At 67.3% G+C, this 20,828-nt stretch carries 15 protein-coding genes and 1 pseudogene; 1 reads left to right on the top strand and 15 read right to left on the bottom strand.

The features are described 5' to 3' along the window. Positions 1-83 precede the first annotated feature (83 nt). On the top strand, positions 84-2,351 hold the full coding sequence (locus tag QPK27_RS21180) for a polysaccharide biosynthesis tyrosine autokinase (protein ID WP_290420162.1): 2,268 nt from the start codon (positions 84-86) through the stop codon (positions 2,349-2,351). Between the two features lie 797 nt (positions 2,352-3,148). Here QPK27_RS21180 and QPK27_RS21185 read toward each other — a convergent pair. The 15 genes and pseudogenes from QPK27_RS21185 to QPK27_RS21255 form a co-directional block, all read right to left on the bottom strand. Further along, complete coding sequence (locus QPK27_RS21185; RefSeq protein WP_290420163.1) at positions 3,149-4,348, bottom strand: acyltransferase; 1,200 nt, start codon at positions 4,346-4,348, stop codon at positions 3,149-3,151. 20 nt (positions 4,349-4,368) lie between these two features. Then, on the bottom strand, positions 4,369-4,965 hold the full coding sequence (locus QPK27_RS21190; protein ID WP_290420164.1) for a hypothetical protein: 597 nt from the start codon (positions 4,963-4,965) through the stop codon (positions 4,369-4,371). After that, positions 4,962-5,576 carry a sugar transferase gene (locus QPK27_RS21195; protein ID WP_290420200.1) on the bottom strand — a complete coding sequence of 205 codons (615 nt, stop codon included), beginning with the start codon at positions 5,574-5,576 and terminating at the stop codon, positions 4,962-4,964. The genes QPK27_RS21190 and QPK27_RS21195 overlap by 4 nt, the downstream gene beginning before the upstream one ends. Before the next feature lie 11 nt (positions 5,577-5,587). After that, entirely contained in the window at positions 5,588-6,982 is a 1,395-nt protein-coding gene (locus QPK27_RS21200; protein ID WP_290420165.1) for a DegT/DnrJ/EryC1/StrS aminotransferase family protein, read from the bottom strand. Further along, positions 6,975-8,519 carry a glycosyltransferase family 4 protein gene (locus tag QPK27_RS21205; protein ID WP_290420166.1) on the bottom strand — a complete coding sequence of 515 codons (1,545 nt, stop codon included), beginning with the start codon at positions 8,517-8,519 and terminating at the stop codon, positions 6,975-6,977. The genes QPK27_RS21200 and QPK27_RS21205 overlap by 8 nt, the downstream gene beginning before the upstream one ends. Next, positions 8,516-9,298, bottom strand: coding sequence for a hypothetical protein (locus tag QPK27_RS21210; RefSeq protein ID WP_290420167.1), 783 nt, complete (start codon positions 9,296-9,298; stop codon positions 8,516-8,518). Before QPK27_RS21210 ends, QPK27_RS21205 begins: the two co-directional genes overlap by 4 nt. After that, positions 9,295-9,981 carry a hypothetical protein gene (locus QPK27_RS21215; RefSeq protein ID WP_290420168.1) on the bottom strand — a complete coding sequence of 229 codons (687 nt, stop codon included), beginning with the start codon at positions 9,979-9,981 and terminating at the stop codon, positions 9,295-9,297. The genes QPK27_RS21210 and QPK27_RS21215 overlap by 4 nt, the downstream gene beginning before the upstream one ends. Positions 9,982-10,139: 158 nt before the next feature. Continuing rightward, the gene (locus tag QPK27_RS21220) at positions 10,140-11,429 is read right to left on the bottom strand and encodes a glycosyltransferase (RefSeq protein WP_290420169.1); all 1,290 of its coding nucleotides are present in this window, start codon (positions 11,427-11,429) and stop codon (positions 10,140-10,142) included. After that, complete coding sequence (locus QPK27_RS21225; protein ID WP_290420170.1) at positions 11,335-12,750, bottom strand: hypothetical protein; 1,416 nt, start codon at positions 12,748-12,750, stop codon at positions 11,335-11,337. The genes QPK27_RS21220 and QPK27_RS21225 overlap by 95 nt, the downstream gene beginning before the upstream one ends. Next, entirely contained in the window at positions 12,747-13,994 is a 1,248-nt protein-coding gene (locus QPK27_RS21230) for an oligosaccharide flippase family protein (protein WP_290420171.1), read from the bottom strand. Before QPK27_RS21230 ends, QPK27_RS21225 begins: the two co-directional genes overlap by 4 nt. Then, positions 13,991-15,190 (bottom strand): DegT/DnrJ/EryC1/StrS aminotransferase family protein, encoded by a 1,200-nt coding sequence (locus QPK27_RS21235; protein WP_290420172.1) that lies wholly within the window; start codon positions 15,188-15,190, stop codon positions 13,991-13,993. The genes QPK27_RS21230 and QPK27_RS21235 overlap by 4 nt, the downstream gene beginning before the upstream one ends. A gap of 224 nt (positions 15,191-15,414) precedes the next feature. Next, positions 15,415-16,008: pseudogene (locus QPK27_RS21240) on the bottom strand (acyltransferase); the annotation flags it as partial. A gap of 1 nt (position 16,009) precedes the next feature. Next, complete coding sequence (locus QPK27_RS21245; protein WP_290420173.1) at positions 16,010-17,071, bottom strand: Gfo/Idh/MocA family protein; 1,062 nt, start codon at positions 17,069-17,071, stop codon at positions 16,010-16,012. A gap of 14 nt (positions 17,072-17,085) precedes the next feature. Further along, positions 17,086-18,414, bottom strand: coding sequence for a nucleotide sugar dehydrogenase (locus QPK27_RS21250; RefSeq protein WP_290420174.1), 1,329 nt, complete (start codon positions 18,412-18,414; stop codon positions 17,086-17,088). Between the two features lie 243 nt (positions 18,415-18,657). Continuing rightward, positions 18,658-20,442: a nucleoside-diphosphate sugar epimerase/dehydratase gene (locus QPK27_RS21255; protein ID WP_290420175.1), complete on the bottom strand. Its 1,785-nt coding sequence runs from the start codon at positions 20,440-20,442 to the stop codon at positions 18,658-18,660. Positions 20,443-20,828 lie beyond the last annotated feature (386 nt).

The following is a 20,828-nucleotide window of genomic DNA, read 5'->3' on the forward strand; positions in this document are numbered from 1 at the left end:
AGCTACTTGCACGCATACCCGAACCCCATGTCTGACGCGTCGGCCATCGGCGCCGTGAGCGCACCGAGCCGGAGGAATTCAGCATGACCAGCACGCACGATGCGCATTCGCTTACCCAGGTGTCGCACAGCCCGCCGGTGCTGTCGGTGCCGTTCGACCCCCGTCCACCCGAACCGCTGCCGGAAGAATCCACGGTCGACCTGAAGGGGTATCTCAACACGCTGTACGACAGCCGCTGGCTGATCGGCAGCATCACCGCCATCATCACCGTGGTGGCAGTGCTGTACGCGCTGGTGGCCAACCCCGTGTACGAAGCCAACCTGATGATCCACGTCGAGGAAGAAAGTCCGAACGCCTCGAAGAACATCCTGAGCGAGGCATCGTCGCTGTTCGAGACCAAGAAGGCGGCGATTGCCGAAATGGAGCTGCTGCGTTCGCGCATGGTGGTCTCGCGCGCGGTCGACAACCTGCAGCTCTACGTCGAGGTGCAGCCCAAGTATTTTCCGGTGCTCGGTTCCTGGTTCGCCAGCCAGAACGGCGCGGCGCTGTCCAATCCGGGCCTGTTCGGTTACGGCGGCTTCGTGTGGGGCGGCGAGCGCGCCGAGGTCTCCGTGTTCGAAGTGCCCGAAAGCTGGCTCAACCGCGAATTCGTGCTGACCGCACGCGCCGGCGACCGCTACCGTTTCTCGGGCGGCGGCCAGCGCATCGCGTTCGACGCCAGCGTCGGCCAGCGCTACCGGGTGCGCACCCCGGATGGCCTGGTCGAGATCAAGGTCGACCGCATGACGGCCAAGCCCGGCGCGCGCTTCAAGATCAAGCGCAAGTCACGCCTTGGCACCATCCAGGCGATCCAGCGCGCGATGGTGATCACCGAGCAGGGCAAGCAATCGGGCGTGATCGAAGTGCGGCTGCAGGGCCAGAACGCCGAGCGCATCAACAGCCTGCTGAGCGAGATCGGGCGCGAGTACATGCGCCAGAACCTGGCGCGCAAGACCGAAGAAGCGGAAAAGTCGCTGGCTTTCCTGAACCAGCAGCTGCCGATCCTGAAACGCCAGCTGGAACAATCCGAAGACCGCTACAACCAGTTCCGCAACGCCCACGGCACCGTCGACTTGCGCGAAGAAGCGCGCATGAGCCTGGCGCAGGCCGCCGCCGCGCGTGCACGGCGCATGGAGCTGACGCAGAAGAAAGCCGAACTGCTGGCGCGCTTCACCGAAGACCATCCGGTGGTCGCCGCCATCAACCGCCAGCGGCGCGAAGTCGACGCCGAGATCGAAGCGATCGCAGGCCGCATCCGCACGCTGCCGGTGATGGAGCAGGACGAAGCGCGCCTGTCGCGCGACATCAAGGTCAACACCGACCTGTACACGGCGCTGTCGAACACGGCCCAGCAGCTGCGCCTGATCTCGGTCGGCCGCGTCAGCAACGTGCGCCTGGTCGACGCGCCGATCGCGCCGGAACGCCCGATCAAGCCGAATCGGCCGCTGATCGTGGCGCTGGCGGTCGTCACCGGCCTGTTCCTGGGCACGCTGATCGCCTTTACGCGAAAGACCATGCGTGGCGGCATCGACGACCCGGCCAAGATCGAACGGTTGCTGCGGGCGCGCGTGGTGTACGCATCGATCCCCCACAGCGGCAACGAAGACCGCCTGATGCGCAAGGTGAAACCCGACGGTGTGCTGCCGCTGTTGGCCCAGATCCTGCCGGAAGACCCGGCCGTCGAAAGCCTGCGCAGCTTCCGCGCCGCGCTGCGCTTCTCGATGCCGCATTTCAAGAACAACGTGGTGATGGTGGCCGGACCGACGCGCTGCCTCGGCAAATCCTTCGTCACCGCCAACTTCGCCGCCGTGATGGCGGCCAGCGGCATGCGCGTGCTGCTGATCGACGCCGACCTGCGCAACGGCCACCTGCACCGCTACTTCGGCGTCGACCGCGTGCGTGGCCTGTCGCGCGCCATCCTGGGCGCCATGACCATTGACGAGGTCATCCACCGCGGCGTGCTCGACAACCTCGACTTCATTCCGACCGGCGAGCTGCCGACCAACCGCTCCGAATTCCTGCTGCAGCTAAACTTCGGCAACCTGCTCGAGGCCGCCAGCGCCCGCTACGACCTGGTCCTGCTCGATCCGCCGCCCTTGCTGGCGGTAGCCGATGCGCTGATCATCGGAAGCCATGCCGGCGCCGTGTTCATCGTCGCGCGCTCGGGCGTGACAACCGAGAACCACATCAATGAGTCGATCAAGCGCCTCAACCATGCCGGCATTTCGCCGCGTGGTGTGCTGTTCAATGACATGGCGCTGCGGCTGGGTGAATACCGCTCCCAGTACAACGCCGTGCAGTTAGGGTTTTAACAGATAGCCTGGAACTCATTCAAATTTGTGATGGCGGTGAGTTCCACCGTATCAGCCTGTGGAGAAGAAGGCGCTGGCCCTGCGAAACTGTAAGGTGGAACCGGCTTCGACGAATCAGGAATTCAACAGTAAAGCTAGCTGTAAATAGTTTTACATAAGTTTGAAGGAACGGTATGCGGCCTAGGCTGCAGCTTGCGCGAGCGGGCTCGACGGTTCGGAGTGGAATATACGTCGATCGTGCTGACGGTTCTGGCGGCGTGGAGGGCAGACACTTGCCCCATGATATGTGCGAGGGGCGGCGCGCTATTCGTGTCGCTGCCGCTCGATACTCCACCCCAGGCGCTACTCGACCAGCGCCTGACGCGCTCTCCGGCCTGCTCAGTTCGCAGGCGGCACTTGGCAGCCGTAGGAAGACGGTCGGCTATCCGACGAATCGACGTGACAGGCCAGACTGATCGTTGTCGCTGATCGAGCCTCCGACAGCGCTTCGTCGACGGAGCCTGGGACATGGCTGCAATAGAACGCCGCGCGCGCAGTCCAGACAGCGCTCGGTCTCGAATCGCTCGCCGGCGCCGGCGCTACGAATTGTCGTAGTGGCGAATTCCTGGTCCACGCCTGTCGCTGCCAAGGCGAGCGCCGTCCGGGCGAATGGCGCATGGGCCTGCTTTGGACGACAAGCATGCCGGGCGGTGACGAACCCATCGATTGCAACCGAGCCATGGCGCAGCGCCGCCGGGCTGGAGGCAAGCCTGCGCGTCGCCAATCAGGCTGCCTTGAAGGCAGCCTCGGCAGATAGCTCAGTCCGGCGACAGTACCGGTACCACCGGACGTTTCGGCGGCGGCGCCAGCAGCCAGTTCTTGAGCGCGCGGCGAATCCGGAACGTATTGCGTTCGAACAGCAGATAGAACACATACGCAGCGCCAATCAGCCCGAGCAGGATGACGCCGTACCACAGGTAATCCAGCGTGACGTGCGGATCGAGCTGGTCGCGTCCAAGTGTCTCGGCCCCGACGTGCAGCAGCAGGAAGATCAGCGGCAGGTGGATCACGTACAGCGTGAACGACAACTCGGAGAAGAAGTTGGCGATGGCGCTGGCGCGTACGAAGCGCGGTAAACGCGTATCGACCTGCTGGTGCAGCGATGCCAGCAGCAGGAGCAGGAGGATGCTGCAGATCAGGTCCTGCACGAACGATTCAGGCGCCAGTTCGTTATTGCTGCCGGTCAGCCGGTAATAGCTGAACAGGACCGCGGTCAGCAGCAGCAGGGAAACGCGCATCGCGTTCCCGCAATGCAGCTCGATGCGCGAAAAGGCGGCGCCCAGTAGCCAGAGGATGAAATAGGTCGAGATCATGCCGGGCAGCGCGATCACCAGCAGCACGAAGGCGGCGGCGCAGGCGGCGCGCCGCCAGCGGCCGTGTCCGAACAGCGCCAGCGCCAGCAGCGGAAACTGGACGTAGTACCAGGTTTCGTAGGTCAGGCTCCACAGGGCATAGTTGCCGCCGAAGTTGGGCACCAGGATCGTCTGCACGCCCAGCAGGTTGCCGATGAAGCTCAGCGCCGAATAGTTGTTCGCGGGCGAGGCGTCGACCTGGCCTGGATGCGCTTCGCCGATCGTCATGCCGATCAGCAGGATCAGGATCAGGGTCGGCAACAGCACCGTCCACAGGCGCGTGACGCGGTCGATCGCGTAGTTGGCGAGCGCGCGCGGCTGGTGCAGGCGGTTGAGCAGGCTGCCGCCGACCAGCCAGCCGCTGATCAGGAAGAACACGATCACGGCCTGGTGCGCGAAGCCGGTGACGAAGGCGAACACCTGGTAGGCAAAGGTCGGATCGGCCAGCGAGCGTAGGCCGGGATAGATCTCGGAGCGCAGGTGGCCCGCCGCCACCTCGAGCGCCGCCACCCCGCGCAACAGCGACAGCGCCAGCGACTGCAGTGGGTGCTCGTTCAGGTTCGATTGCGACCGACAGCGCAGGGTGGGAAGGGATAGGGTAGGCATCTCTCGCTCCTTGTGAAGAATTAGCCACAGGCATCCCATGCATGGGGATGGCTATTGCCCGACAGCGCCAGGGCCAACCGGACCATCCAGTAGCCGACGTGCGCGGATTCCATGAGCCAGGCGCCGACCGAGAACACCGGCAGCGACCACCACAGGCCCGGCAACAGGCGCGCCGTGCGCAATTCGTTTGAGGAGGCCACGCCGGCCAGGCTGACGCCGGCGCCGAGCAGCCAGCCGCCGGCGCTTTCCACTCCCGTATGCTCGCCGGTGACCACCAGCAGCGCGGCGACCGCCGCCCCCAGGGCCAGCCCGGCCGCCAGGCCGATGCGCGGCGCGGCCATTCCCTGGCGGCACAGCAGCACCCAGGCCAGCATCGGATACAGGGCGCTGACCACGGTCGCGTGGCCGCTGAGCGCCTTGAAAGCGAACGCGGAAAAGCCGGTTCCCCAGCCAAGAAAGGCGATCTTGCTGCCGCCGACCAGCAGCACCGCCGCCGCGAAGCACAGGCCCCAGCGCAGCGCGGTGCGCCAGGCGCCGGCCGCCAGCAGCCAGGCGGCCAGCGCGGCGGCGAGCGGCAGTGCCACTTCGAGGTCGCCGAGGTGCACCAGGCGCATCATGGGAGCGGTCGGTCGGCGGCCTGGCGGACGATCGCCGCCAGCGTGTGGGCGATGATCCGCAGGTCGGTCCAGAACGAACGCTCGCGTACATAGCGCACGTAATAGTCGAGCTTGACCGGCAGCACGGTGTCGATATAGGCGCGCTCGGGATCGGCCGAGCGCGCCAACACCGCATTTTCGTCCTTGTACAGGATCGAGGCCCAGTCGGTGATGCCCGGCGCGACCGACAACACGATGCGGCGCACCGGTTCCGGATAGCAGGCCACGTAGCGCGGCACTTCCGGACGCGGCCCGACCAGGCTCATGTCGCCGCGCAGGACGTTGAACAGCTGCGGCAGCTCGTCGAGCTTGTAGCGCCGCAGCAGGGCCCCGGCGCGGGTGATGCGCGGATCGTGGCCGACCGTCAGTTGCTCACCGTCGTGCCGCCGCTGGTGCATGGTGCGGAACTTGTAGATCGTGAACAGTGCGCCGCCGCGCCCGACACGCTGCTGGCGGTACAGCGCCGGGCCGGGCGAATCCCAGCGGATCCACAGCGCGATCGCCAGCAGTGCCGGGGCCAGCAGCACCAGGCCGGCCAATGACGCCACCAGGTCGAAGCCGCGCTTGATCATGACGGCAGTGATCATGGCAGTAGGGCGTGCAGCGCCGCGATCACCCGTTCCTGGTCGGCGTCGCGCATGCGCGTATAGAGCGGCAGGGTGAGCATGGTTTCGAAGGCGCGCTCGGCGACCGGGAAATCGGCCGCGCGCAGGCCGCAGCCGTCGCGCCAGTACGGTTGCCGGTGCAGCGGGATGAAGTGCACGCTGGTGCCGATGCCGCGCTCCGCCAGCTGCCGGATCAGTTCATCGCGTTCGATGCCGGCGCCGTCGGCCAGCCGCACCACGTACAGGTGCCAGGCGTGGGTGGCGCCGCGAGCGGGCCGCGCCGGCAACTGCAGCGGCAGGCCAACCAGCGCCGCGTCGTAGCGCGCCGCCAGCGCCGCGCGGCGCGCCTGGAAGCGGTCGATTTTGCGCAATTGCTCGATGCCGATGGCGGCCGCGATGTCGGTCAGGTTGTACTTGAAGCCGGCCGCGATCACTTCGTAGTACCAGGACGGCGTGCGCGAGACGTAGCGGTCGAAGGCGTCGCGGCTGATGCCGTGCAGGCGCATGCAACGGATGCGCTGCGCCAGAGAGGCATCGCGCGTGACGACCATGCCGCCTTCGCCGGTGGTCATGGTCTTGTTGGCATAGAAGCTGAAGACGGTGACGTCGCTGTCGAGGGTGCCGACCAGGCGCCCGTTCCAGCGCGCCGGGAAGGCGTGGGCGGCGTCTTCGACCACGTGCAGGCCATGGCGCACGGCCAGCGCGCCGATGGCGTTCATGTCGCAGGCCAGGCCGGCGTAGTGCACCGGCACGATGGCGCGGGTGCGCGCCGTGATCGCCGCCGCGACCGCGCGCGGGGCCAGATTCAGCGTGTGCGGATCGGCGTCGACGAACACCGGGCGTGCGCCCAGGTAGCGCACCACTTCGGCGGTGGCGGTAAAGGTCAGGGTCGGCACGATTACCTCGTCGCCGGGACCGATGCCGAGACTTTCCAGCGCCAGGTGCAGTCCGGCGGTGGCGGAGTTGACCGAGATCGCTTCGACGCCGCCGAGGTAGTTGCGGAAGGCTTCCTCGAAGCGCCTGGTGACCGGGCCGGTGGTCACCCAGCCCGATCGAAGGCAAGCCTCGACCGCGCGGATTTCTTCTTCGCCGATGTCGGGCAGCGCGAAGGGCAGGAAGGCGTCCTCCTCGCCGCTGGCCGTCGCGGCTTCGCCGGCGCTCGCCACACCGGCGCGTTCGGCATCGGAGGGGTTCATTGGCGCCCGGCCATCGTCGGCGGTGCAGCGGTACTGACACTCGGCGACAATCGTCTCGGCGCCAATGCCACTGGCGTCGGTCATCAACGCGACGCCGTCGACGGGCGGGGCTGCGGCCAATGTCGCGCCGCGTTCGCCCGCCGGGGCATCGTGCCCGGCCCTTGCCTGGTCAGCCATGGGGAGTCTCCTGTGCGAGTACGTTGAGAAAGCGCTGCGCCAGCACCGGGTAGGTGAGATGGGACAAGGCATAGCGGCGGCCGCGTGCGCCGAGCAGGCGCCGTTGTTCCGGGCCGAGTTCGAGCAAGCGCAGCAAGCCATGGGCGAGGGCCGCCGGGTCTTCGGGCGCGACGCTGACGCCACAGCCGGCTTCGGCCACCGGGTCGTTGCCGGCGTCTACGGCATGCAGCACCGGACAGCCGGCCATCATGTAGTCGAGCAGCTTGTTGGGTGCGATGCCGAAGCGGTACAACGGCTGGCGTTGCCAGCCGAGGAAGGCGATGTCGATATTGCCGAGCAAGGCCGGCATGTGGCGCTTGGCGACCGGCGCGGCAAAATGCACCTGCGCCAGTTCACGCCGCTGCGCCTTCTGTTGCAACCGCTCCTTTTCGGGACCGGCGCCGACCAGCAGGAAGGCCAGCGGCTGGTCGTGCACCAGGCGCGCAGCGTCGAGCAGGATATCGAGCGCGTTGGCCAGGCCGTGGCTGCCGGTGTAGGCGACGACCGTCTTGCCCTGTTCGCGCAATTGCCCCAGCAGCCTGCTTAATTCGGGAGGCAGCTGCGCCAGCGATGGCGTGGCCGAGGTTGCCGGCGGGCTGGCGGACCTGATCAAGGCGGCGACGGCGGCCGATGCAGGAGCTGGCGCTGCTCGGGCTCGGACCGGGGCCGGGGCCGCGCCGGGCGCCGCAGCCGTCTTCGGGCTCGAGGTGACCAGCGTCAGGACTGGTCCGGTCGCCGTCACGCGCCGCGCCGAACCGGTTCCGATCCCGCTTGCCATGCCGGTGCTCGCTCGCGTCTTCCGGACAGACTCGCCCAACGCCATTGGCCGATCCGCCATGATCCCGGCAGGCAGCTCGGCCGGCGCAGGCCATTCGTCGGGATCGGCGCCGTTCGGGATGATGTGCAGCTTGTGCGGCGCCATGCCGCGTGCTTCCAGGTGCTCGCGCACCTTGGGCAGCATCGAGACGATGGCGTCGGCGTGGCGGCAGGCGTGGTTCTCGGCCGCCTGCAGCAGCATGATGAAGGGGTGGCGCGGCGAGTAGCCGCCCAGCTCCATCGGCGACAGCGGCCACAGGTCGTGCACCTCGTGCAGCAGGCGCGCGCCGGCCAGGCGCGCAATGCGGTGCGCCGGCCAGATGTCGAGCGGATAGGTGCTGGAGGCGATCACGGCATGCGGCGCCACCGTGCGCGCCAGGCGCGGCGCTTCGCGCCACAGGCGCGCGACGAAGGCCAGCATATTGCGCACGCGCGCCGCGCCGTTGCCACGGTAGGCGGGCGTGCGCAGCCAGAGGTAGCGGATGCCGTCGATGTTTTCTTCGGTCCAGGGTCCGGCCCCGGCGTCGGTGCCGGGCGCCTGCTGGCGCAGGTGGGAGCAAGTGGCGGCGGCGATGTGCACGCGGTGGCCGCGGCGTACCCATTCGCGCGCCAGATAGTATGGGCGGTATTCCATGCCATGGTGGATGGAGCCGGCGTAGTGGTTGATCAGGAGGATGTTCATACCCGCCACGCCATTTCCTCGAGCAGTCGGCGCAGATTGCAGCGCGTGCTCTCGATCCAGTTGGTTTCCCACTGCACCGGATGGGTCAGCAGGCAGATGCGCTCGTAGCGGCCCAGCGCCTCGAACGGCGAGATCGGGTGGTAGTAGACGGGATGCTTGCGGTCGCTGATGTACATGTCGAAGCCGCGCAGCAGTTCGACGTCATAGGATTCGCATTCGATGCCGCAGCGCGCGCGTAGCGACGCGTCGCGCAGCAGTTCGTGGTTGATCACCTTCAGGCGGCGGTTGGCGAAGTCGCCGTGGCTGGCCACGGTGGCCAGCGGCGCGCCCAGGCGGGTGGCGATCTGGCCGATGTTGCGGGCGAAGAGTTCGCGGATCTCGGGAAAGCGGCGCCGCAGTTCGTCGCTCTTGCGGATGCGGTGGCGCTTGGCGAAGTCGGCGATTTCCTCGTAGTGGTAGCTCGCTTCGCTGCCGGCGGCTTCGATCTCGCGCATGAAGCCGTAGTCCAGCGTGCACAGGCGGAAGTAATAGCTGGCCTGGACGCCATGCCGGGCCTCGATCGCGAACATCTTCTTGGCGGTGCGCAGGTCGCTGTCGATGTCGTGCCGGTGCACCAGGGTGCGCCCGCGCTGCGCAGTCCGGTTCAGGTCGCGGAAGAAGCTGCGCACCGAGACCTGCGCGTAACCGGCTTCGGCCGCGGCGCGCAGCAGCGCGGCGTACTCGCCGAGACGGCTGGGCATCAGGTAGTCGGCGTAGACCCGGTTCAGGAGCGTCTTCATTGCAATGAATAGCGCGCGCGATAGGGTTGGAAGCCGAGGATGCTCTTGAAGGTGCGCAAGCCGGGCTGGGCGCCGAAGAAGGTGTCGTACATTACGTAGCGCACCTGCTTTTCATCGATCAGGCGGCAGATCGACTCGACCAGCAGCAGGTGCATGATGCCGTCGTTGTTACGGTAGCCGAGCATTTGCGAATAGGCAGCGAAATTACCGTACAAGCCGAGATTGGCATAGGCGACGAGTTGTCCTTTCCCGTCGAGAATGCCGTAATACCTGAAATGCGGCAGCCGTTCGAATGCGTCGCGTTTTTTCAGATAACGCGGGTCCATCGGCCGGCCCTGGCGATTTTCGAGCGAGGTATTGATCGCATGAATTTCGTCGACGTGTTGATTGCGGTCGATTTCCGAAAATAGATATCCGCGTTTGCGCGCCCGCTTCGCATGATAGCCGCCGTGGTTCTTGGCCTTGATTTGTTCCAGATAAGTGTTGCGGTCGGCGAAACGCGCCAGGTCAATCAGGGCGGCGCCGATGGTCTTGGCGCGGATGAAGCGAAAACGTGGATGCGGGCGCGTGAATGCGCGATAGGTATTGCAAATATCGTCCGGGTCGATATGTTCGTAAAAACACAGCTTTGCGACGGGCAAATTAATGGCCTGAATAAATGTATTGTAGTGTTGTAAGAACATGTGTTCACCCGTCGCACGATCGTTTGATCACCATAAAATGGTTTGCTTATTACTTCCTTGATTCGTTTAAATGATCGGCAGTTCGAGCAGATTGATTCAGACGCCCGTTATGATGTTGATTGCCGTAGTTTATTTTCAAAAAAGATTTCTAATCGCCATTAAAGCGCCAGGCGATGCGCCAATGGATGGCGGCACAGATCGTCGCAAAAGCGGATCAGTTTCTGGGCCTCCTGGCGCCAGTTGTAGCGTTGCTCGACCGCGCGCCGTCCATTCGCGCCCAGCCGCCTGGCCAACTCGGGATCGCCGGCCAGGCGGTCGATCGCGGCCGCGATCGCGGCCGGGTCGCCTGGATCGACGCACAGGCCGCATTCGCTGGCGTCGACGATGGCGCGCCAGCGCGGGAAGTCGGAGGCGATCACGGGGATCCCTGCCGCCATGTACTCGAACATCTTCACCGGCAGCGCGTCGCGGTAGCTGGCGGTCGGCAGCAGCGTGACCAGGCCGGCGCAGGAGCGCCGCATGACGCCGGCCACGCCGGCGCGGTCGAGGTGGCCGAGTGCCCGGACCCGCGACCAGCCGGGCAGTGCCGCGACCTCGGCGGCCAGCGCCGGCTCCGAAAAGCCGCCGGCCAGCACCAGTGTGGTGGGCGTGCGCAGCAGGTCGCACGCGTGCACCAGTTCGCGGACGCCGCGGATCGCCGAGATGCTGCCGACATAGCAGACCTGGGCGCGCGGTTCGCCATCATCGTGGTTGCCGTTGCCGTTGCCGTTGCCGTTGCCGGCGTTGCAGTTGTCGTTGTTGCTGTGGCCTGCGTCGTCGCCATCGCTCTCGCGGACCGGGAAAAATTCTTCGGGCAGCGGGTAGTTGGCGATATCCAGCGTGCGCGGATTGCAGGCTTCCAGGCGCGCGCTGATCAGGGGCGTGGCCGCCAGCAGTCCGTCCAGGCGGGCGCAGGCGTAACGCTCGTAGCGCGCGTAGGCGGCCGACAGCAGGCGCGCCGCCGCCGGCGGCAGGTAGGGTTTGTCGAGCAGCTGGGCCGGCACGTCTTCGTGGGCGTCGAACACGACGTGGATGCCCGAGCGCTGCAGGCGCAGGCCGGCAGGCAGCAATTCGGGGTCGTGCAGCTGCACCATGTCGGGCTCGAGCGCCAGTGCGTGCGCGGCCACCCTGCGCGTGGCCAGCAGCATGCGTTCGAGGCGTCCGGCCAAGGCGCCGCGCCGGGATGGCGGGGCCGCGCCGGCGCTGCCTGTTCCCGGCTCGCCCGCGGGTCGTCCGCCGGGCGAACCGGCATCGACGATGCGCACGCCGTCGCGCACCTCGTCGCCGCGGCCGTCGGCCACCACCAGGCTTACCTCATGGCCATGGGCGGCCAGCGTGCGGCACTGCTTGACGAAGATCCGGGTGTCGTAGCGCGGATGCGCCGACGTCATGTGGACGATGCGCGGCATGTTTCCTCTCGTAGGCATAGCGGCTGCAGGCGCCAAGGGTGGCGCTGAGCAGCATGTCGGTGAAGTAGTGGGACGACAGCAGCAACAGGATGGTCACGCAGGCGAAGGCAAACGCCAGCAGGAACAGGGGGCGGGCGCGGGCGGCAAAATATTCGTGGAAGAACATCGGCGTGATCGGCACGATGGCCAGCGCGCCCAGGTAGAGCATGCCGAACAGCCCGAGGTCGACCCAGGCCGAGAGCACGTTGTGCGAGTAGTAGCCGGGCTTGTAGCTGCCGTAGTCGCCCAGCACCGGATGCGCCGCGATGGTTTCCATCGCATACACGGTCAGCTGGTGGCGCTTGTTGGCCGAGGTCGAATGCGACAGGTCGAACAGCTCGAGGATGCGGTTGGCGGGCAGCGCGGCCAGGATCTGGTCGAGATACAGGCCGATGGCGGTGGCCAGGCAGATCCCGGCCAGCAAAAAGTACAGCTTGTGACGCGAATAGTAGAACTCGATCAGCGGGATGGCAAACACCAGGGCGACGAACTCGCTGCGCGCGGTGTTGACGAACAGCGTGGCGGCGCCGAGCACGTGCAGCAGCAGGCGCAGCGGCAGGTTGCGGGTGAAGCAGACCACGGCCAGGTAGGTGAACAGGTAGGAGCGCGAAAAGCCCTGGTAGGTGGCGAGCGCGTTGCTGTCCTTGGCGATGCCGAGCGCGCCCAGGTAGAACACGCCGTCGACCGAGTAGGAAAACACGATGGCCGACATCGAAAACAAGCTGAGCAGGCCGGCCAGGCGGAAGCGCCGGCTGTCGAAGTCGATGAAGCAGAACATGATGTAGACCAGCACCATGAACAGGATCGCCAGCACGTGGTAGACCACGATGGCGCGATTGGCGCCGGCGGCGGCATTGACCAGCACGATACTAAGGAAGTAGGCGAAGAACAGCCCGTAATGGAGGTCGACCATGGTCAGGCGCGCGCCATCGCGCCGCATGCGCCCCAGGTAGACCAGCAGCATCGGCAGCGCAAACAGCAGTGCCATCGGTGCGAAGTAGCCGCCCAGGAAGGCGCCGGTAGTGCCGGTGCCGAGCAGGGTGTGATAGAAGAAAAAGCCCGGGAACAGCATGAAGAAGCAGGCGATCAGCAGCCACTGTTCGCGCCGGTGGCGGGCGTCGCCGTGCCTGCCGCCGCCCTGGCGGCCGGGCCAGGGCAGTCCCGGCATCTGCCCCGGCGCTCGCGCGGGGCCGTCCGGCTGCAGTCCGCGCTGCATGGCGTGCTGCAGCGGGCGATGTGCACCGTGATGGCCGGCGCCGGGAATGTCGGGCAGGATTGTCATGCGGCCGCCAATCGGTTGCGCGAGCAGTTCCACGACATGTGCAGGTAGACCAGGTACAGGCCGGAATATCCGATCACGTACCACAGCACGTTCTGCTGCACGCTGCCGGGCAGCAGGAAGGCGCTCAAGGTGGTGGCAAACAACGTCACCTGCCACAGCAGGTCGGCTTTCTGGCGGCCGGCCACGAAGAACACGTAGCTGAGCGGACTGGCGATGAAGTTCAGCAGGAACAGCGGCGCCATCAGCTGGGCCAGCTCGCCGGCTTCGCGCCAGGAGGCGCCGAACACGGCGCCGAACAGGGGCGGGGCGAACAGCAGGAGCAGGAGCGCCGGCCCGGTGCCGAGCAGCAGCAGCGCCTTGAAGGTGTGGCGGTATGCGCGGTTGCAATTGCCGTGGGCGCGAAATTCGAGCACCGATTCGCGCTTGAAGACTTCCAGCACCGATGCCGCCAGCAGCGACACCGGCGCCGACAGCACGCGCTGGGTCAGCGCGTACAGGCCGGCGGCCAGGGCGCCGTGGCGGATGCCGATCAGGAACAGCGGTAGCTGGCTGACCGCGCCGTTGAGCAGGTTGGAAGGCAGCGAGAAACGCCAGAAGGCCTGGTGGCGGCGCAGGTAGGCGCGTTGGAACGCGTCCGGCAGCCAGCCGATCGGCGCCGATGGCGGACGCAGCAGCCAGCGCGCGGTGGCGTAGCCGGCCAGCAGGCCGGCCAGATGGCCGGCGACCAGGCCGGCGCCGCCCATCCCGGCGTACAGCAGCGCCAGCTGGGTCAGGACGATGGTGGCCGAGGTGGTGACCTTGGCGCGCGCCGCCTTGCCGAAGGCATTGTGCGAGGTGGCGTAGGCATAGGTGGTCTGCATGCAGGCGGTGAGCCAGGCGCCGGCGCCGAGGGTCAGCAGGGCGGCCCAGGGCAGGTGCAGCGCCGGGCTGAACCCGGCCAGCCGCGCCAGCGTGGCGCCCAGGGTGAGCAGCAGGGCGGTGATGGTGGCGCTGTAGAACACGACCCGGAAACAGGTGCGCTGGTGCTCGGCTTCGTGGTCGAGGATCATCGCCGCTTCCATGCGCAGGGTGGCGCCGATCGCGGACAGCGCGATCACGCCGAGCCAGACGCTGTAGGCGCCCATTTCTTCGGGCGTGCACATGCGCGTGAGCAGCGGCGCCGCCAGCAGCGGCAGCGCCTGCGCCCCGACCGCGCCGCCGAGCACGGTGACGACCTGGCGCCAGAACTGCGGCAGTTGCTTCATGAGCTGGAGGCAAGGATGGCCGGCGCGGCGCAGGGATGCGCAGCAGCGCCGGGTCCGGCGTCGGCACTGCTGCCTGGCGCAGCCTGCGCCATCGCGCGGCCAGGACCGCAGGCCTGCAGCAGGGCCTGGACCACCTGCTCCACGCCGGCGCGGTCGAGGAACGGCCCCATCGGCAGGCTCAGCACGGTACGCGACAGCGCCTCGGCCACCGGATAGGATTCGCCCGGCGCCAGGTGGGCATACGCCGGCTGCTGGTGGATCGGCAGCGGGTAGTGCACGGCGGTCGGGATGCCGGCGGCGTCGAGCTCGGCGCGGATGCGCTCGCGTTCGCCTTCATCCACCAGTACCGTGTATTGGGCGTAGGCGCTGCTGCGGTCGGGGCGCACCGCCAGCGCGGGCAGCTGGTGGCGCAGCAGCGCGTCGTAGTCGGCGGCGGCGCGCCGCCGTTGTTCGAGTTCCCATTCGAAGCGCTCGAGCTTGGCCAGTACGATCGCGCATTGCAGGGTGTCCATGCGGCCGCCGACGCCCAGCCGGGTGTGGACATAGCGGCGCGACTGGCCGTGGACGCGGATCTCGCGCATGGCGCGTGCGAGCGCCTTGTCGTCGGTGAACAGGGCGCCGCCGTCGCCGTAGCAGCCGAGCGGCTTGCTGGGGAAGAAGCTGGTGCAGCCGATCGTCGACAGGTGGCAGCTGTTGCGGCCGCGGTAGGCGGCGCCGAAGCTTTGCGCCGCGTCTTCGATCACGGCCAGGCCATGGCGTTCGGCCAGGGCGTTGATGCTGTCCATGTCGGCCGGCTGGCCGTACAACGAGACCGGAAGGATGGCGCGCGTGCGCGGCGTGACGCGCTCGGCGATCAGGCGCGCGTCGATGTTGCCGGTGACGGCTTCGACGTCGACGAAGACCGGCCTGGCGCCCACCAGCAGCACCGCTTCGGCGGTGGCGATGAAGGAAAATGGGGTGGTGATGACTTCGTCGCCGGGCTGGATGCCGAGCGCCATCAGGGCGATCACCAGCGCCTCGGTGCCGGAGGACACGGTGATGCAGTGGCGCGCGCCAGTCCAGGCTTCCAGGCGCCGTTCGAGCTCGGCGACTTCCGGCCCCATGATGTACTGGCCGTGGTCGAGCACCGCCTGGATGCGCGCGTTGATCAGCTCGCGCGAGGCCAGGTATTGCGATTTGAGGTCGATGAAGTCCATGGATACTCCTTGGGCGGCGCTCGAGGTTCGGCTGGTGGCAGGGGCTAGCGGGCCAGCCCGGGCTGGATCGGGCCAGGTCCGGGGCCGGCGCCGGGATCGAGGCCGGCACCGGGGCCGAGGTCAGGGCCGGAAGGGGGGGCAAAGCCGGCATCGCGACTGGCGCCATTCGCGCCCGGCGCCGCGTCGGCCGCGATCCGGGCCGGGTCGTACGGCGCCTCGGCCGGGCTGCAGACGCCGTCGCGCAGCACGTAAGGCTCGCCGGTATGGGGGCAGCGCGCCTCGCCGTCGTTGGCCAGGGGCAGGGCCAGGCGGTCGCCGGTGCGGCTGATCCAGCCGATCTGGCGCGCCGGCACGCCGGCCATCAGGGCGTAGGGCGCGACGTCGCGGTTGACCACGGCGCCGGCGGCGATGAAGGCGTATTCGCCGATCGTCACCCCGCATACCACGGTGGCGTTGGCGCCGATGCTGGCGCCGCGCCGCACCAGCGTGCGCCGGTATTCGTGCTTGCGCGGCACCGCGGCGCGCGGGTTGTAGACGTTGGTGAAGACCATGCTGGGGCCGCAGAATACCTCGTCTTCGAGCGTGACCGCGTCGTAGATCGAGACGTTGTTCTGGACCTTGACCCGGTCGCCGATGCGGACGTCGTTGCCGACGAAGACGTTCTGGCCGAGCGAGCAGTGGGCGCCGATGCGGGCGCCGGCGCACACGTGGACGAAATGCCAGACCCGGGTGTCGGGACCAAGCTGGGCGCCCGGGTCGACGATGGCGCTGGGGTGGATCGCAGGGGGCGGGATGGCAGAATCGGGAACGGCGCTCATGTCAGTACTCCAGAGGCAGGGCGACGCGGCGGCCGTCGCGCGCCGAGCGGTAGGCGGCGACCAGCACCTCGAGCGACTTGAGACCTTCGCGGCCGTCGGTCTCGGGTTCGGCTTCGCCGCGCAGCACGCGGATCACGTTGTCGTAATAGAGCGGGTGGCCGAAACCATAGACCGAGGTGGTCTGGTAGCTGGCCTGGGCCACCGCGGCATCGTCCGGATCGGGCTGGGCGAACTCCCATTGCTGGACTTCGTTGACCGCGACGCCGCCGATGCGCGCGCTGCCGCGCTCGCCCAGGATGGTGATCGAGCCTTCCAGATTGCGCGGCCAGGTCAGCATGGTGACGTTCATCGAGCCCAGCGCGCCGTTGCGCCAGCGCAGGCTGATCACGCCGGTGTCCTCGACCTCGATGTCGCGCGCCAGGGTGGCGGTGTAGGCCTGCAGGCTCTCGACCGGGCCGACGATCCATTCCAGCAGATCGACGTAGTGGCTGGCCTGGTTCATGAAGGCGCCGCCGTCGAATTCCCAGGTGCCGCGCCAGCCGGCGCTCTGGTAGTAGGCGTCGGGCCGGGTCCAGAACACGTTCAGGTTGACCATGTAGATGCGGCCGAAGCGCTTCTTCTCGACCGCGCGCTTGAGCAGCTGCAGGGTGGCGTTGCGGCGGTTCTGCTTGACCACGAACAGGCGCACCCCGGCTTCGTCGGCCGCCGCCACCATGCGCTTGCCGTCTTCCCAGCGCGTGGCCATCGGCTTTTCAGTGATCACGTGGCGGCGCGCGGCGGCGATGCGGATCGCCTGCTGCGAGTGCAGGCCGGACGGGGTGGCGAGCACGAAGGCGTCGGCGTCGCACCCGGCCAGCATCCGCTCCAGGCTGGCGTAGGGACGGGCGCCGGTGTTGCCGGCGGCTTCGCCGAGGGCGCGCGGGTCGATGTCGCACACGCCCGCCAGCTCGCAGCGCTCGCCATGGTCGCGGATCGCGTTCATGTGGTTGCGCGCGATCCGTCCGCAGCCGACCAGGGCGAATTTGATCTTGCGGTCGAGGACGGGCGGAGGGTAGTGGAGCATGGGGGGCTTTCGGTTCAGGCGGCGACCACGTTCGGCAGGCGCGGCGGATACACGCCCCGGGTGTCGACGATCAGGTTGGCGTATTGCCGGATCAGCTCATAGTCGAAGGCGCTGTGGCTGGTGGCCAGCAGCACCACGTCGTAGGAAGCGATCGTGGCCGGCGCCAGCGGCACGCTGGACAGCTCGAAGCGATGCTCGCGCATGCGCGGGAATACCGGCAGGTGCGGGTCGGAATAGTCGACGGTGGCGCCGCGCGCGCGCAGCAGCTCCATCAGCGCCACCGAGGGCGACTCGCGCATGTCCTCGACGTCCTTTTTATACGCGATGCCCAGCACCAGGATGCGGCTGCCCATCACCGCGCGGCCGCGGTTGTTGAGGGCGTCCGCCACCTTGCTCACCACCCAGTGCGGCATGTCGCTGTTGATCTCGCCGGCCAGCTCGATGAAGCGCGTGTGCAGGCCATACTGGCGCGCCTTCCAGGTGAGGTAGAACGGATCGATCGGGATGCAGTGGCCGCCCAGGCCGGGGCCCGGATAATAGGGGGTGAAGCCGAACGGCTTGGTGGCGGCGGCGCGGATCACCTCGTGAATGTCGATGCCCATGCGGTCGGCGATGATTTTCATTTCGTTGACCAGGCCGATGTTGACGGCGCGATGGATGTTCTCGAGCAGCTTGGTCAACTCGGCGGCGCGGGTCGAGCTGACCGGCACCACGGTGTCGATCGCCGGCCGGTACAGCGCCAGGCCGGCCTCCAGGCAGGCTTCGGTGGAGCCGCCGCACACTTTCGGGATGGTGCGGGTGTGGTAGTCGGGGTTGCCCGGGTCTTCGCGTTCGGGCGAGAACACCAGGAACACGTCATGGCCGACGCGCAAACCGCGCGCTTCCAGGCGCGGGCGCAGTTCTTCCTCGGTGGTGCCGGGGTAGGTGGTGCTTTCCAGCGACAGCAGCTGGCCGGGACGCATCCACGGCAGCAGCGATTCGACGGTGCCGAGCACGTAGGACAGGTCGGGCTCGCGGTACGCGGTGAGCGGGGTCGGGACGCAGATCACCAGCGCGTCGAGTTCGGCGGCGCGCTGGAAGTCGGTGCTGGCGCTGAAGCCGGCGGCGCGGGCGGCTTCGATAGCGGCGGCGCCGATGTGCTGCATATAGCTGTCGCCCCGGTTCAGCCGCGCGACCTTGTCGGCATCGATGTCGATGCCAAGCACGCGAAAGCCCGACGCGGCGTAGCGCAGCGCCAGCGGCAGGCCGACGTAGCCGAGACCGACGATGCCGATCACGGCTTCGCGCTCGCGCAGCCGGGTCAAGAGCTGTTCCAGGTGTACTGATTGATTCTCGTCTCGCATGGTTTTCCTCGGGTTGTGCAGTGATGAATGCGGTAATGCAGTAATGCGTGCTCTGCTGCGTGCGGCGTGTTACCTGTGTTACCTGCTGCGTGTGATCTCTTGCGTGCTGCGTCTGACATGTCGCTGCGTGCTGCGCTTGATGCGGTGCTGCATGGCGCCGGCGCTGCCCCGATGCACCTCAATCGCGAACGCGCCGGCGATCCAGTTGGTGAACAAGCTCGGGACTAACGGGTGCCCCGTCCATCACGTCTGGATCCGGAACGGCACCAGCTTGCGGATCAGGCCCACCGGTGCCGGCTCGACCGTGGCAGGCTGCGGCATCGGTGCTGGCGGCGATGGCACGTATTCGGCCACGATCGCCTTGACCATCGACTCGATCGTGCCGCGTTCGTGCGTCTCGCAAGCCATCATCAGGCAGGTGATGCAGGTCTCGAGGACGCTCGGGCGCAGCGCGCTTTCCTTCATGCGCATGATGCGCGGGTGCTCGCTCGGGAATACGGTGCCGTCGGTGAGCAGTTCTTCGTGCAGCTTCTCGCCGGGGAACAGGCCGACGTACTCGATGTCGATGTCGCCGCGCGCCTGCTGCGGCGTGCGCTCGGTGAGCCCGTGCATGGCGATCATCGTGCGCGCCAGGTCGACGATGCGCACCGGTTCGCCCATGTCGAGCACGAACACGTCGCCGCCCTTGGCCATGGCGCCGGCCTGGATCACCAGCTGGGCCGCCTCGGGGATCAGCATGAAGTAGCGCGACACCTCGGGGTGGGTGATGGTGACCGGGCCGCCGCGCGCGATCTGGCGCTGGAACAGCGGGATCACCGAGCCGGACGAGCCGAGCACGTTGCCGAAGCGGACCATGCAGAAGGTGGTGTCGCCGCCGCGAGCGGCCGCCGCCTGGAAGATCAGTTCGGCGATGCGCTTGCTGGCGCCCATGATGTTGGTCGGCCGCACCGCCTTGTCGCTCGAGATCAGCACGCAGGTCGCGACCCGGTGGCGCGCGGCGGCCGCGGCCACGACCTGGGCGCCCAGCACGTTGTTGCGCAGGCCTTCGACGATGTTGGCTTCGACCAGCGGCACGTGCTTGTAGGCGGCCGCGTGGTAGATGGTGTCGACGCCGCCGGCGGCCAGCACCCGGTCGACCAGGTCGGCGTTGCACACCGAGCCCAGGTGGGCATGGATGGCCAGTTCGGGAAAGCGCGCCGCCAGCTCCTGGCGGATGGTGTACAGCGCGTATTCGGAGTGGTCGAGCAGATGCAGGCGCGCCGGGCCGAGGGTGGCGATCTGGCGGCACAGTTCGCTGCCGATGGAGCCGCCGGCGCCGGTCACGAGCACGCCCCTGGCGCGCACGCATCGGGCGAACAGGTCCACGCGCGGCGGCACCGCCGGACGGCCGAGCAGGTCTTCGAATTTCAGTTCGCGGATCGCCTCGCGCGGTGCGGATTTGTCGTCGCCGAGGTCGACCAGGCGGGTCAGGATGCGGGTCGGCACGCCGGGCTGGCTGAGCCGCTGCATCAGTTCGCGCAGGCGCTCGGGCGCGACGTTGGGCAGGGCGATGACCACGGTGCGGATGCGCAGCGCGGCGACCAGTTCGGCCAGGCGCGCGGTGTGGAACACGCGCAGGCCGGCGACGGTGCGGTCGGTCAGGGCGCGCTTGTCGTCGAAGAAGCACAGCGGGCGGTATTCGTCGCCGTCGCGCATGGTCTGCGCCAGGCGCGCGCCGGCCTCGCCCGCGCCGTAGATGGCGACTGCCAGCGAATTGTGGGTGCACGGGCCGCGCTGGCTGCGCAGCAGGTTGCGCACGCCGATGCGCGATACCACGACATAGGAAAAGGCGATGAACCAGTAAATGGCGAGCGCGCTGCGCGGGAAACGCGCTTCATCGGCCATTACCAGCGCCAGATAGGCGCCCAATACGGCGATTGCCAATGCCAGTCCGGTGAGCATCAGCAGCCGGTGGTCGATATAGCGGATCACCGCGCGGTATAAATCGGACAGCCAGAAGGCGCCGATGGTTAATACCGCAACCAGCATATACGATGCCGCATCGAATTGTTTTGCAAGCTGTAAATCGCCACCGCGCAATATCATCGCGATTAAAAAACAGACGGGAAGCGCAATCAGGTCGGCCAGGATCGCAAGGCCGACCTTGCTGGTGCGGTGCATGGACACGATGCGGGCGCAGATTCGGGCACAGAGCTGGTTGGGGAGGCTGAGGCGTTGAATGGACATGGCGATCGGCTTATCGGTAATCAGAAATGCTCTGCTGTTTGTCCTGGAAATCAGATGAACTCACTGTGCGTCGTAAAATCCGTTAAATTGAATCAAGGCATGATTCAGCGGCTAGGGCGAATAACGAAATGACGGTGCTGGACGAAATAGCGCGTTGATTTGATTAGCTGATCATTTATAAGTTTATT

Origin of the sequence: Massilia sp. YIM B02443, assembly GCF_030411955.1 — a bacterium.
Classification (GTDB): domain Bacteria; phylum Pseudomonadota; class Gammaproteobacteria; order Burkholderiales; family Burkholderiaceae_D; genus Telluria.

Coding starts and splice junctions, on each gene's coding strand:
- QPK27_RS21180 (WP_290420162.1), top strand. CDS start 84: ATGACCAGCACGCACGATGCGCATTCGCTTACCCAGGTGTCGCACAGC.
- QPK27_RS21185 (WP_290420163.1), bottom strand. CDS start 4,348: ATGCCTACCCTATCCCTTCCCACCCTGCGCTGTCGGTCGCAATCGAAC.
- QPK27_RS21190 (WP_290420164.1), bottom strand. CDS start 4,965: ATGATGCGCCTGGTGCACCTCGGCGACCTCGAAGTGGCACTGCCGCTC.
- QPK27_RS21195 (WP_290420200.1), bottom strand. CDS start 5,576: ATGATCAAGCGCGGCTTCGACCTGGTGGCGTCATTGGCCGGCCTGGTG.
- QPK27_RS21200 (WP_290420165.1), bottom strand. CDS start 6,982: ATGGCTGACCAGGCAAGGGCCGGGCACGATGCCCCGGCGGGCGAACGC.
- QPK27_RS21205 (WP_290420166.1), bottom strand. CDS start 8,519: ATGAACATCCTCCTGATCAACCACTACGCCGGCTCCATCCACCATGGC.
- QPK27_RS21210 (WP_290420167.1), bottom strand. CDS start 9,298: ATGAAGACGCTCCTGAACCGGGTCTACGCCGACTACCTGATGCCCAGC.
- QPK27_RS21215 (WP_290420168.1), bottom strand. CDS start 9,981: ATGTTCTTACAACACTACAATACATTTATTCAGGCCATTAATTTGCCC.
- QPK27_RS21220 (WP_290420169.1), bottom strand. CDS start 11,429: ATGCCGCGCATCGTCCACATGACGTCGGCGCATCCGCGCTACGACACC.
- QPK27_RS21225 (WP_290420170.1), bottom strand. CDS start 12,750: ATGACAATCCTGCCCGACATTCCCGGCGCCGGCCATCACGGTGCACAT.
- QPK27_RS21230 (WP_290420171.1), bottom strand. CDS start 13,994: ATGAAGCAACTGCCGCAGTTCTGGCGCCAGGTCGTCACCGTGCTCGGC.
- QPK27_RS21235 (WP_290420172.1), bottom strand. CDS start 15,190: ATGGACTTCATCGACCTCAAATCGCAATACCTGGCCTCGCGCGAGCTG.
- QPK27_RS21245 (WP_290420173.1), bottom strand. CDS start 17,071: ATGCTCCACTACCCTCCGCCCGTCCTCGACCGCAAGATCAAATTCGCC.
- QPK27_RS21250 (WP_290420174.1), bottom strand. CDS start 18,414: ATGCGAGACGAGAATCAATCAGTACACCTGGAACAGCTCTTGACCCGG.
- QPK27_RS21255 (WP_290420175.1), bottom strand. CDS start 20,442: ATGCTGGTTGCGGTATTAACCATCGGCGCCTTCTGGCTGTCCGATTTA.